The 15,882-nt window shown below is 33.9% G+C and carries 16 protein-coding genes and 1 pseudogene; 6 read left to right on the top strand and 11 right to left on the bottom strand.

All coding sequences use genetic code 11. The features are described from left to right. Positions 1-114, top strand: a pseudogene (locus tag CF599_RS19780) (IS5/IS1182 family transposase); the annotation flags it as partial. Positions 115-139: 25 nt separating this feature from the next. Beyond that, on the top strand, positions 140-3,226 hold the full coding sequence (locus CF599_RS03985) for an efflux RND transporter permease subunit (protein ID WP_121964752.1): 3,087 nt from the start codon (positions 140-142) through the stop codon (positions 3,224-3,226). Between the two features lie 133 nt (positions 3,227-3,359). On the opposite strand, the gene CF599_RS03980 is transcribed toward CF599_RS03985, so the two are convergent. Next, positions 3,360-4,193 carry an AraC family transcriptional regulator gene (locus CF599_RS03980; protein ID WP_121964751.1) on the bottom strand — a complete coding sequence of 278 codons (834 nt, stop codon included), beginning with the start codon at positions 4,191-4,193 and terminating at the stop codon, positions 3,360-3,362. Between the two features lie 97 nt (positions 4,194-4,290). On the opposite strand from CF599_RS03980, the gene CF599_RS03975 reads away from it, so the two are divergent. Together CF599_RS03975 and CF599_RS03970 are read left to right on the top strand one after the other, a co-directional pair. Further along, complete coding sequence (locus tag CF599_RS03975) at positions 4,291-5,457, top strand: MFS transporter (RefSeq protein ID WP_121964750.1); 1,167 nt, start codon at positions 4,291-4,293, stop codon at positions 5,455-5,457. Positions 5,458-5,539: 82 nt separating this feature from the next. Then, positions 5,540-5,905, top strand: a complete 366-nt coding sequence (locus tag CF599_RS03970; RefSeq protein WP_121964749.1) for a hypothetical protein — start codon at positions 5,540-5,542, stop codon at positions 5,903-5,905. 61 nt (positions 5,906-5,966) lie between these two features. On the opposite strand, the gene CF599_RS03965 is transcribed toward CF599_RS03970, so the two are convergent. The 4 genes from CF599_RS03965 to CF599_RS03950 form a co-directional block, all read right to left on the bottom strand. Next, the gene (locus CF599_RS03965) at positions 5,967-6,494 is read right to left on the bottom strand and encodes an NAD(P)H-dependent oxidoreductase (protein ID WP_121964748.1); all 528 of its coding nucleotides are present in this window, start codon (positions 6,492-6,494) and stop codon (positions 5,967-5,969) included. A gap of 261 nt (positions 6,495-6,755) precedes the next feature. Next, positions 6,756-7,355, bottom strand: a complete 600-nt coding sequence (locus tag CF599_RS03960; protein WP_254050230.1) for a Crp/Fnr family transcriptional regulator — start codon at positions 7,353-7,355, stop codon at positions 6,756-6,758. A gap of 176 nt (positions 7,356-7,531) precedes the next feature. Beyond that, positions 7,532-7,942 carry a GNAT family N-acetyltransferase gene (locus tag CF599_RS03955; RefSeq protein WP_371514452.1) on the bottom strand — a complete coding sequence of 137 codons (411 nt, stop codon included), beginning with the start codon at positions 7,940-7,942 and terminating at the stop codon, positions 7,532-7,534. Positions 7,943-8,190: 248 nt separating this feature from the next. Next, positions 8,191-8,415 carry a hypothetical protein gene (locus tag CF599_RS03950; RefSeq protein WP_254050228.1) on the bottom strand — a complete coding sequence of 75 codons (225 nt, stop codon included), beginning with the start codon at positions 8,413-8,415 and terminating at the stop codon, positions 8,191-8,193. A gap of 627 nt (positions 8,416-9,042) precedes the next feature. Between CF599_RS03950 and CF599_RS03945 the strand changes: the two genes are divergently transcribed. Then, positions 9,043-9,663, top strand: a complete 621-nt coding sequence (locus CF599_RS03945; RefSeq protein ID WP_121964745.1) for a class I SAM-dependent methyltransferase — start codon at positions 9,043-9,045, stop codon at positions 9,661-9,663. Here CF599_RS03945 and CF599_RS03940 read toward each other — a convergent pair. From CF599_RS03940 to CF599_RS03930, 3 genes are all read right to left on the bottom strand, one after another. Beyond that, on the bottom strand, positions 9,660-10,049 hold the full coding sequence (locus tag CF599_RS03940; RefSeq protein WP_121964744.1) for a hypothetical protein: 390 nt from the start codon (positions 10,047-10,049) through the stop codon (positions 9,660-9,662). The two genes, CF599_RS03945 and CF599_RS03940, sit on opposite strands and share 4 nt — an antisense overlap. A 115-nt stretch (positions 10,050-10,164) precedes the next feature. After that, positions 10,165-10,569: a DoxX family protein gene (locus CF599_RS03935; RefSeq protein WP_121964743.1), complete on the bottom strand. Its 405-nt coding sequence runs from the start codon at positions 10,567-10,569 to the stop codon at positions 10,165-10,167. A gap of 32 nt (positions 10,570-10,601) precedes the next feature. Further along, complete coding sequence (locus CF599_RS03930) at positions 10,602-11,297, bottom strand: SDR family oxidoreductase (protein WP_121964742.1); 696 nt, start codon at positions 11,295-11,297, stop codon at positions 10,602-10,604. 145 nt (positions 11,298-11,442) lie between these two features. Between CF599_RS03930 and CF599_RS03925 the strand changes: the two genes are divergently transcribed. After that, positions 11,443-13,635 carry a S9 family peptidase gene (locus tag CF599_RS03925; RefSeq protein ID WP_121964741.1) on the top strand — a complete coding sequence of 731 codons (2,193 nt, stop codon included), beginning with the start codon at positions 11,443-11,445 and terminating at the stop codon, positions 13,633-13,635. A gap of 36 nt (positions 13,636-13,671) precedes the next feature. Here the strand turns inward: CF599_RS03925 and CF599_RS03920 are convergent, their stop codons facing one another. From CF599_RS03920 to fsa, 3 genes are all read right to left on the bottom strand, one after another. Next, positions 13,672-14,304 (bottom strand): hypothetical protein, encoded by a 633-nt coding sequence (locus CF599_RS03920; RefSeq protein WP_121964740.1) that lies wholly within the window; start codon positions 14,302-14,304, stop codon positions 13,672-13,674. Positions 14,305-14,387: 83 nt separating this feature from the next. Then, the gene (locus CF599_RS03915; protein WP_121964739.1) at positions 14,388-14,945 is read right to left on the bottom strand and encodes a hypothetical protein; all 558 of its coding nucleotides are present in this window, start codon (positions 14,943-14,945) and stop codon (positions 14,388-14,390) included. 128 nt (positions 14,946-15,073) lie between these two features. Beyond that, positions 15,074-15,730, bottom strand: coding sequence for a fructose-6-phosphate aldolase (gene fsa, locus CF599_RS03910; protein WP_121964738.1), 657 nt, complete (start codon positions 15,728-15,730; stop codon positions 15,074-15,076). Positions 15,731-15,882: the final 152 nt, after the last annotated feature.

Genomic DNA, 15,882 nt, shown 5'->3' with positions numbered 1-15,882 from the left:
CGTTCTTTACTCAATAGGTTTGACACCACACTTTCTAGTTGGATGGCGTGGAATTTTATGGCTTTTATTGTTATAGGACTAAAGAAATTTCAGAAAACTAAAAAGTCAAGATGACTTCAATTAGTAAAAGCCCTTATTTATGCAAAAGTTCGTAAAAAATATAGTTTCTTTCTCACTTAAGAATACCTTCATCGTTATTTTCGGTGTCTTGTTATTGTTATTTGGCGGAATCTATAGTTATATACACACACCTATCGAGGCCTTCCCTGATGTGACGAATACGAGAGCTCGTATTATTACGCAATGGCCCGGTCGTAGTGCGGAGGAAGTAGAAAAGTTTATTACTCTTCCTATCTCTAAAGAAGTTAATACTATTCCTAATAAAGCAGAGGTAAGATCGATATCATTATTTGGTCTTTCTGTAGTAACCGTATTGTTTAATGATGAAGTAGATGACTTCTTCGCTCAACAATATGCTTCTAATAGAATGGGGAATGTCAACCTACCTGAAGGAGCTGAATTTGAAATAGAACCACCTTCTGGAGCAACCGGAGAGATATTTAGATATATCGTGAAGAGTGACCTTCCTATTAAAGAAGTTACTGCTATCCAAGATTGGGTCATCGAGAGAGAATTACTTTCTGTACCTGGTGTAGCTGATGTAGTAAGCTTCGGTGGAGAGGAAAAGATCTACGAAATACAAATTAACCCAACCGAATTAATCAACTATGACTTATCCCCTTTAGATGTCTATGAGGCAGTAGAGAAAAGTAATATTAATGTAGGTGGTGATGTAATCCAACGTGGTGATCAGGCTTATGTAGTACGTGGTGTAGGATTATTAGATAATGCAGAGGATATAGAGAATATCTTAATCGAAGTAAAAGGAAGTACTCCTATCTTAGTAAAGCACGTGGCTAAAGTAGTTATCTCTGCTAAACCTCGTCTAGGACAAGTAAGTCATCAAGATGATGAAGATGTAGTAGAGGGTATTGTCGTGATGCTACGTGGAGAAAATCCAAGTGCTGTCATCGAAAGTTTAAAAGCAAAAATAGAGGATCTAAATGACCGTATCTTACCTAAGAATGTTCAGATAGAAACTGTCGTAGATAGAACACATTTAGTAAATAATACCGTACACACTGTTTCTAAAAACTTAGTAGAAGGTGTAGTATTAGTATCTATCATTGTATTTATATTCTTATATAACTGGCGTACGACGTTTATCGTAGCCTCTGTTATTCCTCTAGCTTTCTTATTTGCTATTATAATGCTTAAGATACAAGGATTACCTGCTAACCTTATTTCGATGGGGGCATTAGACTTTGGATTATTACTAGAGGGAACGCTGGTCATCGTAGAGCACGTCTTCGTCGGTCTAGAGAAACGAGCCGAACAAGTAGGTATGGCAAGGTTTAATAGAATGTCTAAATTAGGAACGATTAAGAAAAGTGCAACAAGTGTAGCAAGTTATATCTTCTTTGCTCTATTAATCTTAATTGTAGCATTAATGCCTATTTTCTCTTTCCAAAAAGTAGAAGGTAAGATGTTCTCTCCCCTAGCCTTTACACTGGGATATGCCCTACTTGGTTCATTAATACTGAGTTTGACTTATGTACCTGCGATGTGTAAATTGCTATTGACTAAGGATATTAAAGAACGTGAGAATAAAATATCTAAATTCTTCAAGAACAATATCTATAAGATGTTCAACTGGAGTTTTACACATAAGAAGCTTACGCTATCTCTATTCGTAGGGTTATTAGTAATCTGTGGAGTTCGTTTTCACTATTACGGCTCAGAGTTCTTACCTAAACTAAATGAGGGAGCACTTTACATCAGAGCTACACTACCGAGTAGTATTAACTTAGATGAGTCAGTGCGTTTATCTAAAGAAATGAAGGCGAAGATCAGAGAGTTTGATGAAGTCAAGTTTGTCTTATCTCAGACAGGACGCCCTAATGATGGTACTGATCCTACGGGATTCTTTAATATAGAATTTCACGCAGAGTTAAAACCTCAAGACGAATGGACACGCAAGATATCCAAGGAGAAACTATTAGAAGAGATTAGACTACAGTTAGATAATTACCCCGGAGTAAACTTTGGATTCAGTCAACCTATCCAAGATAACGTAGAGGAATATGTAGCAGGAGTTAAAAGTTCTCTTGTTATTAAGATATTTGGCGATGATTTGTTCGAATTAGAGAAATATGCTAATCAAGTAGCCAAAAGCATTAAAGATGTAGAAGGAGTGACTGACTTAAATGTATTTAAAAACATCGGTCAGCCTGAGTTAAGAATAAAACTGCACGATCACAAGATGGCGAAGTATGCTGTAACTATGGCAGACGCACAGGCAGTAATCGCGATGACTATCGGTGGACAGGCAGCTACTACGCTTTATGAGAATGAGAGAATGTTTGACGTAGTACTCCGCTTTGACAAAGGATATAGAGACTCGGCAGAGAAAATAGAAGAGATATTAATCCCTTCATTAGATGGTAAACAAGTTCCTCTAAAAGAGATTGCAACGATAGACTTTCACACAGGGCCAGCTTTTATATATAGAGAAGGTGGTAGTAGATATATCGGTATAGGATTTAGCATTGAGGGAAGAGATCTTGGAAGTACGATAGCAGAAGCAAGAGCTAAAGTAAATAAAGAAGTAACACTACCCGCTGCTAATAAGATGGAATGGGCGGGAGAATTTGAGAGTAAAGAGCGTGCGGCTAATCAGCTAGCACTAGTAGTACCGATCTCTTTAATCCTTATCCTAGTGCTGTTATACTTCAACTTTGGGAATGTAAAAGACACTGCTATTGCAGCACTTACGATTCCGTTTGCTTTTATTGGAGGATTTATGTCATTATGGATGACTGGCACGATATTTGGAATATCTGCTGGTATAGGGTTCATTATTCTTTTTGGGGTTGCTACGATAGATGGTATTGTACTAATCGGAGTAATGAGAGAAAACCTACAGCACAGAATGCCTTTAATAGATGCTATTAAAGATGGAGTGAAGAGTCGTATTAGACCAGTAGTTATGATTGCCCTTATGGGATCTATGGGACTACTACCAGCGGCACTGTCTAATGGAATGGGATCAGAGATCCAAAAGCCATTAGCTATTATGATCGTAGGAGGATTACTTATCTGTATGATACTTTCCTTTACTGTCTTACCGCTCGTATTCTATTGGGCTTATAGAAATAAGAAGTAGATTTTTTCATATATTTTTTTTTTGGAGAGGCTTTGCGTTATTAAATGCAAAGCCTCTTTTTTTGCACAAACTATTTCTATACAGTAGCCACGATACTTGCGCTGGCGCGGATTTGCAATCCGTGCCATCTATATCACCTCCCCTTCTTAAACTCCAGAGGACTCATCCCCGTATGTCTAAAAAAGAACTTCGTAAAGTGGCTAGCATCTGTAAAACCAAACTCTATAGCGATAGATGATAAAGAATGGTCTGTATGCTTTATTCTATTCTTGATAGTTTCTATTTTTAAAGCATTGATATAACTGCTAATACTCATCTCCATTTTAGTCGTGAAGAAGTTTCTCAAGCCTGATTCTGATAACCCAAAGACTGTGCTCAAATGCTTTAATCCTAATTTCTCAGGGAAGTGAATATGTGCGTGGATATAGTTCTGTATACGCTCTATTTTTGAAGTAGCATAGGTATCTGAGGCTACAGTAGGCTCTGTACAATATTTGTCCATAAGAATCAATACACTTCTAAGTAGATTAATATGCAACTCAGATACTTGCTGCTTATTCTCCTCCCATTCTACGATCATCAAATCTATAATGGCTTTAATCTTACTAATTAAAGTAATATCATCAGTCTTAAACTTACCCGAGTTCCACTTTCTCGCTAAGCTGATTAACAGATTATCCCAGTAGTCACTACTACTTGTATTAATTCCATCCTTCACAGCACTAGGCAAAAACTTAATCACTCTAAACCTAGTCTGTCCCTCGATATAGAAGTGATGGCTATCCTCTGGAGATAAGAACATAACAGTATCTCCTTGATAATTAGACTCCTCTTTATTCAAATCGTGTACACCATGCCCTTCACTTAAGAGCATTAACTCAAAGTGATTATGGTTATGATATGTAAAAGGCCATTGCTCTGTGCGGAAATGCCTTAAAAATAAGGGCTCAAACTGAACGAATTTCATACTACAAACTTAACGAATTATACTATTAATATAACACTTTATACCAAAGTAACTTATAGAACTCTTCTACTTTTGCCTACTCACAAACTCAACTTATATGTCAATCGAAAACAAAGACAAATACGCCATCCCTGTAATGGCCTTTACTGCAGGAACCATTGTCGCCAATGTCTACTATAGTCAACCTATTCTTAAAAACATAGCAGAAACTTTAGGCGAAGCAGAAACAGCAGTGGGAAAAGTATCTATGTTAGCACAAATAGGCTATGGTGTAGGGATGTTCTTTTTACTTCCATTAGGAGATAAAATAAATAGAAAGCGATTAATCATCACGATTTCTATTGTTCAGACCTTGATATTACTAATGATTGCCAATACGAATTCACTTACTCCTCTTTTAATTCTTAGCTTCTTAACAGGGGTATGCTCTACTCCTGCGCAAATCATCTTACCAATGGCTGCACTTCTAAATAAAGAGAATAGAGGAAAGAGCGTAGGTATTGTATTTAGTGGTATTCTGTGTGGGATACTAGGATCACGATTAATCAGTGGATCGCTAACAGATCTATGGGGATGGCAGAGTGTATATGCCTTCTCAGCGATAATGATTGTCATAAGCATCGTATTGATGTGGTTCTTCTTACCGAATGCACCTATCAAGTTTAAAGGAAGTTATATCAGTTTACTTAAATCTACTTTATGCCTTGTTAAAGAACATAAGACACTTAGACAGGCTGCATTATTAGGATCGTTTACTTTTGGTATTTTCTGTTCGTTTTGGACAACACTTACGTTTCACTTAAGTGGAGAGCCATTTAATTATACACCCTCAGCTATCGGTATGTTTGCTATTGTAGCGATTGGAGGAGCGTTAGTAGCTCCTTATTTTGGGAAGTTAGCAGATAAAGGAAAGATATTTGAGAACTTGTTCCTTACTATCTCTTTAATCATTGTAAGTTTAATAGCAATGTTGATTTTCCCTCATTCTATTTTGGTATTGATTATCGCTATTTTCTTATTAGACATAGGAGTTCAGGCAACACAGATTACTAACTTTACACGTATATATGCACTTAGCGAAGAAGCTCACAGTAGATTAAACACAGTGTATATGACAGCTTATTTTGTAGGAGCAGGTATAGGTACATTCTTTGGTCTGATAAGTTGGAATATTGGCGGATGGGAAGGTTCGTTAACACAAATGTTAGTATGGAGTTTCTTAGCTATGGGAGTTGTTCTTCTATCTAAAAAAGGGAAGTTGTAATAGAATTCTCAACTTAGGAGCATTGCTTTTGGTATATGGTTAGTTATATTTACATAACTATTAACTAACAAAACAAACAACAATGGGACTATTTGACTTCTTAAAGAAGAAAACAACATCTGATCCTCCTCTTGAATGTAATTATGCAGATATCTGTAGTTATCAAGAGGCAGAACATTATTATAAAACAGGTCAATTAGGCAAACTTTATCTAGTAGGACTAGCTTTTGGAGGTGATGACTCTCCTTTTAACATTGTTTATGCCCCAAAAGAGGCAGTCATTGAAAAACAACTAATAGATAACGCATTAGAAGCTATTTTACACCAAGGCTTACATCTACAGTATAGAGCATTCCCTGAGTATAAAGGAAATAGCTTTATCCCTAGTAAAATAATTATAGAAGTAGATGGTAATAATACGTATAAAGAAGTTATAGATATTTGGTAAAAAAGAAGGGTTCATAACTTAATTAAACTGATTATGGGTTAAAAGTTATGAACCCTTTCTTTTATAGCTTATCGATAAAGTTGATATATGGAGCTACACTACTCTCTATAGCTTCAACAGAACTACCAACCTCTATTCCGTAAGTATAGAATCCTTTATAATCAGCTTTTATATATATAAATGTCAATTCAAAAGGAACTAATAATTCTTTAATGGTAAATTTATACTTTCCTTCTTTAGAATATTCTTTTTCGTCTGTACCCACTGAAAGTACAATACCGATTCGCTTTCCTCCTACTTTATAGCCGCTCTCACTACCATATGCCCATCCATAAGTCAGTACTAAGTCCAACCAACTTTTTAATAAAGGAGGACAATTAAACCAATAAAAAGGAAATTGAAATATAATATGGTCATAATCTTCAATCAACTTTTGTTCTTTATTGACATCTATAATTCCATCAGGATATGACTCATAAAGATTATGTACCCTATATTTATTAGGGAACTTACGTAACTCTTCTAACCATCTCTTATTTATAAGTGAATCTTCCAAATTAGGATATGTTAGGATAATCAATGTTTTCATATTTAAGTTTTTTTAATTTATTAATAGAATCAAAGAATTTATGGTATTCTGTGCTTTATTAGCAGATTTTTAATTGCTATAAAGATGTTAGTGATAACTAAAATTAAGGAGTTAGGATTATAGTGGTCTGTGTATAAGAAACTAGACACAAAATATTTAGTCTAATTCTTTAATGCTAAAAAGAGAGATTGTTCTTTTTTTAAAACAATATAAACTAATAAATCCCTCCTTCATTAGCTAATTCTAATGAAGGAGGGATTCTTATAATACTATCTTTCCTTTTTCAATTCTAAGCTTATTCTCTTCTTTAAGTTTGCGAATAGTTCGAATAACTGTTTCTACTCGTAACCCTGTCATATCGCCTATTTCCTGTCTAGTTAAATCTACTATAAAAGGCTGTTCTTCTTCTATTCCTTGAAGCCCATTTTTCTTTAAATACTCTAGCAAGGTCATTATCCTCTTCTCAGCAGCTTGAGCTGATATTTTTGGAGCCATTAATCCTTGATAATATAACTTCTTAGATAAGTTATAATTAATTTGCAAGGCATAATCAAAGTTCTCTTTTATCAGAAAAAGGAAACTACTTTTATTGAGCAATAAAATCTCACTAGGCTCAACAGCAATAGCATTACAGATATAGTTTTTCTTTAAGAATATCATGCCTTCTCCAAAGTTTTGTCCTTTTTTGTAAAAATTAAAGATAAACTCTTTATCATCTTCATAATAAGTATTGAGCTTTACTTCTCCATTTACGATATAATAAAAATATTCTGGCTGCATACCTTCCTCGAAAATAAAATCATCTTTTTCGAAAAATGTTTGTATTGCTCCATACTCAAGTAATAGTTTTACATTCATCATATCTCTCCTATAATTTAATTATACTAAAGATACTTTGATTTTTTATATAATAAAAGTAACAATAAGCATTAAATAATAAGAAAAAAACAATAGTTAATTAACAATGATAATTATCACCTTAAAAGAATTCTAATGTGTTAAATATCTCTATTGCATTTTACTCGTAAAAACCAAGACTATTTACTACTCATTAGTACGTGAATGTTGTTCTTCGCGCTTTCCCATTCATCATTTAGAATACTGTAATAAGCCGCATTACGTGTAGTACCGTCATTTTGTATTTTATCCTTTCTTAAAATCCCTTCAAACACACCACCTATTTTCTCAATTGCTTTTCTAGAACGAATATTATCATCCTTGGTTTTTAATTGTACTCTATTTGTTTTTAAAACTTCAAAGCAATACGTTAACAGAAGTAATTTACATTCTAAGTTCACAACACTTCCCCAATAATCACGGGTTATCCACGTCCACCCTATTTCCAACTTCTTATCTGCTTCATACATTTCGAAGAATCGAGTAGATCCTATTAGCTTTTTAGTTTGCTTATCCACAATAACAAAAGGATGTGAAAAACTATTTAATATAGATAGTAATCTACTTCTAGAATTAAAAAAAATATTCTTAACTTTTAAGGAGGAAGGTTATATAAATATAGGATTATATAGAACAAAAAAACTAAGAGAGAAAAGCTTGGAAGTTAAATTATACACTGAATTTTCTTCATTGAGTTTGAATTTGAGGTTAGTTGCCGTAAATCTCGAGAATAAAGAGGTATTATTAAATGATATACTAATAAAGACATTGCCAGATAAGCTTTGTTTTACCCCGCTCTTTAGGGATATTGCGTACCTCTATCTCTTGCTTCTAGAGCCATTTTATATACTGCAAAGAAGGTATCCCTATCAGAACAATCTGATGGTACTTGCTTCCAAAGCTCTTTATCTGCACTTGCTTGATATAACTCCTCTAAGTGATATTCTTCTAAAGGATGTAGGTCTATTGTTGTTCCTTGTAAAACTGTAGGATAAAGAATCCAAGGCTTTTTATCTGTAGTCATAGTATAAATTAATAGGGGCAAAATTATTTAAAACAAAGTAGATATAACGTTTTCACTGAAAGAATAAATTTTCAGTAACTCTATATCACCTAATCTCAATAAAAAATTGTAATTTGCGCCCATATAATGATTCCTATTCTATTAGAAATCAACGATCCTATCTCATAAGGATTATACTTATTCTACCCTACCCAAATCCAAAACCACCTTGTTAGTAGTATCTTTTAGAGTTGTTTCTATCTCATTTTATATGAATATATACTGACTGCATCCTGAGAGCATAGTGACTCCATTAAAAAGGCTGTTTTAATGGAGTCACTATGGAGTCACTATGGACTCACTCAAACTGAAAGTGCATCAAGGTGCCTATTTTTCCCTATTAATGTATGATTTGATTGTTTTAGATAATCGACCTAGAAGAATGGTCTAACAATAACAAGAATTTTTTAAATTCCTATAGGGCAAAGATAACTAATAAAAGTAAATATTTTTACTACACCCACTTATATTATTATAGATCAATAAATTAAATTGGATAAGATTTGACGGCTTCATTTTTTACAGGTATTAAACTAAACTTTATCAGATTATAACTTGTATTTTAGCTTATTAATAAAGCTCCTCCTTATGAACTGTACACTTTGCCAAACCCCTTTAGCAACTAAAATAGATGTCGAATACTACATCTGCCCAACTTGTAATGCCTATTTAAAGGATAAGGAACTGTACTATAATCAAGAAAAAGAAAAGAGTCATTACGAATGTCATAATAACGATGTGAATGATATCGGCTATCAAAACTTCACTGCACCTGTTACGAATGTTATCTTAGACCTGTGTACACCTGATATGTTAGGGTTAGATTATGGATGTGGAAAGGGTCCTGTAATCACTAAGCAACTACACGATAAAGGATATAAGGTAGATCTATATGATCCTTACTTCTATCCTGATACGGCTTATTTAACTAAAGAGTATGACTATATATTTAGTTGTGAGGTATTTGAGCATTTTTATAATCCTAAGGCAGAATTAGACAAGTTAAGTAACATTCTAAAAAGAGATGGTCTATTAATTATCAAAACTCACTTATATACCAATCAAGTTGATTTCAAAAATTGGTACTATCGAAAAGACAAGACGCACGTATTTATCTATACTTTTGACACCTTTAAGTACATAGCAGAACAATTTAACTTTGAGATCGTTACTTTAACGGAGAAATTGGTTGTACTTAAAAAGAACTAACGTTTAGTACTTGCATTTGTGATTAGTTCTTCACATTTCTCTTTCCAATCATCTTCCCCTATCCAAATCCCCTTAACATCAGAATACCTGTTAATATCATTTAAAGCGTTTAAATCATCATCTAAATGCCAAACTAAGCCACTGCCACCTATGGTATAACTCTTATCTCCGCGATTAGTAAAGATAATATGCTTATGTAGTATCCCTATCTCATCTGCTAGATCAAAAAGATCGTCATTAGCATTAATTCCATGCATAACACAAAGTAGCTCATTATATCTACCGGTAACGATAAATACTTCTATCCCTTTTATCACTAACTCTTTGGCATACTGCTGCATTATGGGTTCAGTTAACGTTCCGTCAAAATCAAAAGACACTCTCATTTTATTGTTTTTTTGTGATGTTGTAAAGTTGTAAGGTAGTGTGATGTTATGTTCTTTTGGTATTTAGCTTTATAAAAAAACGAAATACCAAAAGAACAAAATCACAAAAAAGTAACTATACCCAAATACCTCTTTTCCCTTTATAAAGGCGAATAGTACCTGGCCCTATAAATACAATAGCTAGTGCTGCTAACAAATATAAGATGTTTAACTCAGCATCAAGACCACCTGTATTAGGATCAAGATTAAAATTAGCCATCCCTTTAACTAAGAATAATGACATAAACATCGTAAACGCTATAATAGAACCGGATATACGAGTCGCAAATCCTACAAGCAAAAATATAGGTGCTATAATCTCTCCAACAGGTACTCCTATCCATAATAACTCAGGCAAATTATGTGCCTTTAATTGGCTAATAATAAAATCGTGTCCATGAATCAACTTGTGTATACCATGAAATATCATTAGTCCACCTACTCCTAATCTAAGGAGAAACTTTCCGAAATCTGCATTCATATTTTATTGTTTTTTGTGATGTTGTGATTCTGTTATTTTGTTTTAGTTGGTCTTACCTCTATTTTACTAGGCAATACCCGAGGGTTCATTGCTAAGATATCCACTACTAATTGTCCCATATCTTCAGGCTGTATCTTCCAATGATCAGCAGCAGAAGGCTCATGGTCATTAAAGTTAGACGATACAGACCCCGGTAAAATAGTAGTCACCTTTACATCTGCATTTCTAAGATCTAACATCGCCGCCTGTGTAAATCCTACTACACCAAACTTGCTTGCATTATACCCACTTCCGTTGGCAAAGAAGTTAATACCTGCTAAGCTAGCGATAGATATATAGTATCCTTTATTCTCTTTTAGTTGTTTGACAGAAGCCTTAAGCGTGTGAAACACCCCTGTAAGATTGGTATCTATCATCGTATTCCAATCTTCTAGACTCATATCCTCTACAGAAGAGAATATCCCCACCCCTGCATTGGCAATAACGACATCTAATCTTCCGAACTTATTGACTATTTGCTCCACGGCAGATACTTCATCCTCATAATTTCTCACATCTGATTGTATAGCTAATACTTGATCACTATGACCTAACTCTTTAATAGCTTCATTAACAGTCTCAAGACTACGTCCTGAGATCGCCACTTTATATCCACTATCTAGAAGAGCTTTTGCTATTCCCTTACCGATTCCTTTTGTTCCTCCTGTTATATAAACTACTTTTTGCATCTTTATTATTTTAAGCTTTAAAGATAGGCATTTTCTCTTACTACATAGGTATTGATTAAGTTAAACAAGAGAAATTTGCGACAGTATTTGGCTAGTGACATATTTGGATTTAAATTAGCAACCATAAAAACAACTATAATCAATTATGAAGAACAAATCATTACTATTCTTTTTAGTAGCGGGAAATATGATGTTTGCACAGCGCAACTTCACTATGACTGAGGCTACGATGGGCCTTGGTGGACAATTTGCTACTGAGAGAATTCTTCAGCCGTCTTGGAAAAATGACAATACCTTAAGTTTTGTAACCAAAAATAGAGATAGTCTTTTAATCAAAAGTCAAGCTAATAAATGGGAATCTCAGACTGCCTTAACAGTTAAACAATTAGAAGAAATAATCAATACTTCTGCTAAAGGAAGTATGTTTAAGTTGAGAATTATACCTACTAACCTAACTTGGTTAAATGACACTGAAGTAGATTTTTATACAAATGACGTCACGAATAAGTTAAAGTATTACTTCAAGGTTAATCTAGCTGATAAAAAAGTGGTTAACTCATTCAAATTTGATGCTAAAGGAGTACAACAAATTATCTCTCGCAACGGAGATCATATCGCGTGGTTAGATGATAATAATATCGTGGTTACTACTAATAAAGGTGGTGATGTAAAAGTGACGAATGATCCTGCCCTTGATATTATCAATGGTAATAGCGATACACACCGTAACGAATTTGGTATCAACAAAGGAATGTGGTGGAGCCCTAAACAAGACCAACTTCTTTACTATAGAAAAGACCAAAGTATGGTATCTTCTTACCCTATTATCCAATGGAGTGAGCGTGTAGCGACAGTTAAGAATATCAAATATCCTATGGCAGGTATGGCTAATGAGCAAGTATCATTAGTAGTATATGATGTCTATACAGGTAAAAAAGTTACCCTACAGATAGGAGAAGGAGACAAATTTCTAACTATGGTTACTTGGGATCCTTCAGGTAATTATGTATATGTAGGTGTGCTTAATAGAGAGCAAAATCACTTAAAAGTTAACCAATACAATACAGCTACAGGTGCTCTAGAGAAGACTTTATTTGAAGAGAAATCTAAAGTGTACACAGAGCCTTCTAACAGCTTAGTGTTTGTACCTGGGACGACAGATCAGTTCTTATACTTCTCTGAAGTAGATGGATATAGACAGTTATTCTTATATGATACGACAGGTAAGTTAATTAAAAAACTAGGTCACGAGAACGTTATCGTGAATGAGTTCTTAGGTTTTGATGATGATGCTAAGAATCTTTATTACATCGGGGTTACGAACCAAGGTTTAGATAGACAACTGTTTAAAACAAACCTTAAAAAAGGTAAAACAGAGCAAATCACTACCTTAACAGGAACACATAGTGTGGTACTGAATAAGAACAAATCACTATTCTTAGACCAATTTAACAACCTAGAGACTCCTAATAAGGTATCTATCGTTAATGCAGAATCTAAGAAAGAGAAAGAAATATTGGTTTCTAAAAACCCTTATACAGGTGTTGTAACGATGCCTGAGACAAAGTTTACGACAATCACAGCTGCTGATGGTAAAACGCCTCTTAATGCACGTATTATCTACCCTACTAACTTTGATGCTACTAAGAAGTACCCTGTGATGGTGTATGTATACGGTGGACCTCACGCACAGTTAGTAACGAATACTTGGTTAGGTGGTGCCAACTTATTCTTTAACTATATGGCTCAGAATGACTATATCGTCTTTACTGTAGATAGCCGTGGAAGTTTTAACAGAGGACGTGACTTTGAACAAGTTATCCACAGACAGTTAGGTCAAGCGGAGATGGCTGATCAAATGAAAGGAGTTGATTACTTAAAATCACTTCCTTATGTGAATCAAGATAAAATAGGTGTATATGGATGGAGCTTTGGTGGTTTTATGACTACTACGCTTTCTGTTAATCACCCTGAAGTATTTAAAGTAGGTGTAGCAGGTGGACCAGTGATGGACTGGAAGATGTATGAGATTATGTATGGTGAGCGCTATATGGATATGCCTAGCGAGAACCCTGATGGATACGAAAAAACAAGTTTGTTAAACAAAGCTGATAAGATTAATAATAAACTTCTTATCATCCACGGAGCGCAAGACCCTGTAGTGGTTCAACAACATTCTATGGAATTCATAGAAGCGGCGATTAAAGCGAAGAAACAAGTAGATTACTTCTTATACCCTTCTCACGAACACAATGTACAAGGGATAGACAGAGTGCACTTAAACGATAAGATAGCACAGTATTTCTTTGATTATTTAGAGAAACCTAAGAGTAAATAGTATTTATAGTAAAGCCGAGACTTAGTTCTCGGCTTTTTATTTTACTGATAATAATTCTATCTCTCGTTTTATATTATCCCTAGCTTGCAACTCAAACTTATCACAGAAGTACGCTGTCTTGAATATTCTATCCATTGAGATGAGATGTTTTAAAACCTTTAATCTCCCCGGATTATAAACATCATCAAGGTAAATCGAATATTCCTTTCTCACATCTTTAAAATACTTAGTGTATAAATCAAAAGACTGCCCTAATATAGATAAATCTGCATCTAAGAAATAGTTCGTATCACTATCTTCTGCAATTTCATGTGCTTTAGTAGCAATAATTTGCTTGATAACTATCTGACATATCTCTTCTGTTATTCCTAATCTTTGCATTTGTTTTAATGCTACATCAGCACTTTGCTCTTCATTATCCCCTATTAAAGTATCATATACTATATCGTGATAAAATAATGTAAACAACATAGCATTCCAATTATCTATTTTATCGTGAATAGCAGTTAATTGTTCTAATATATTCTCTAGATGCATTAATGTATGATAGTGTCTCCCTACATTAGAATAACTGTACTCTACTTCTTCCCATAACTCATTGATAAATAATTGATCAGAAGAATATTTAGATAGCAGTGATAGGAAGGTCTGTTTTAAAGGTGTTGTCATAATAAGTATTTATTATTTTCTTATAAAAGAGACCTTAAACTTGTTATTTTGAACAAATATTCTGATTTCCCCAATGTTTTTAACTATAAGTCCCACCACCTTATGCTATTTTCAGATTGTAAAAAATTATCTCCTAATACTCTTCTAAGTCTATATTTCATTTCAACTCTGATTAATATATTTTCAGAATGATTACTTAAATCTCTAATTGCATCCAAAGCTGCTTTAGTACCTATACTTGCTAATGCATGCCCACACTGACATACAAACTGACCTGTACCTGTACCATATGATTCTAAATAATCGTATTTCTTCTGCATAGCCTTAACAATAAAAGAAACACTAGATGGGTCTTTCCTTTCTTGAAGAATGTGAATAATGTCTTCATATTTAGAGTGCCAAGGTTCTAAAATTAAATAATTAAGTATGTCTGTAAACTCATTGTTTTGTTCAATTAAGAATAAGAGAGTTAATCCTAACTCTAATTCATCCTCTGATTTAGATAATATAATTTCTTGAAAAATGTTATGTACTTCTTTAGAATTATTTTTCAATAAATAAGTTAATCTATTTAACAGTTCTGCTTTTGATATTCTTCCTAATTCGAAGTCTTCTATATTCTGTTTTAACTTTTCTTCCATAAATTACAATAAACACAAAATTAAATATAAACTTACAAAACTCATCTCCAACCACAAAAAAAAGGTCGCCCTATTAAGGCAACCTTTTTCTTAGTTTGTAGTTTGTAAATTGTATATAGGACAATAAATTAATTATTTCCTTTAGCGTAATCAGCTAAGAATTGAGCTAATCCGTTATCTGTTAATGGGTGTTTTAGAAGCCCTGTGATCGCACTTAACGGTCCTGTCATTACATCAGCACCTAACTTAGCACAGTTAACGATGTGCATAGTGTGACGTACAGAAGCTGCTAAGATTTGAGTCTCATATCCGTAGTTATCATAGATAAGACGGATGTCTTCGATTAATACCAATCCATCAGTAGAGATATCATCTAATCTTCCGATAAACGGAGATACATAAGTAGCACCTGCTTTAGCAGCTAATAAAGCTTGCCCTGCAGAGAATACTAATGTTACATTAGTTTTGATCCCTTTAGAAGAAAAGTATTTACACGCTTTTACTCCTTCTTTAGTCATTGGTAATTTTACTACGATCTGAGGATTAAGTGCAGCTAACTGCTCTCCTTCTCTAATCATTCCTTCGTAATCTACAGAGATAACCTCTGCACTTACATCACCTTCTACTATTTCACAAATAGCTTTGTAGTGATTTAAAATGTTCTCAGCTCCTGTGATTCCTTCTTTAGCCATTAAAGAAGGGTTAGTTGTTACTCCATCTAACACCCCAAGTGCCTCAGCTTCTCTAATTTGATCCAAATTAGCTGTGTCAATAAAAAACTTCATAATGATATATCTTATATTATGTTATGTTGTACCTCAAAAGTACGATATAAATCTCTCTAAACGATGATTTGTTAAGAGTTTTTATTCACACTTTATAATCTTTACATATCAGCAAGATAAAACGTCTTTTGTTAGTTGATTTTTTGTCGTTT

This window comes from Myroides sp. N17-2, assembly GCF_002286775.1.
In the GTDB taxonomy this organism is placed as follows: domain Bacteria; phylum Bacteroidota; class Bacteroidia; order Flavobacteriales; family Flavobacteriaceae; genus Flavobacterium.
The sequence above is the reverse complement of the archived record's forward strand: the minus strand, read 5'-3'. Positions and strand labels throughout refer to the sequence as shown.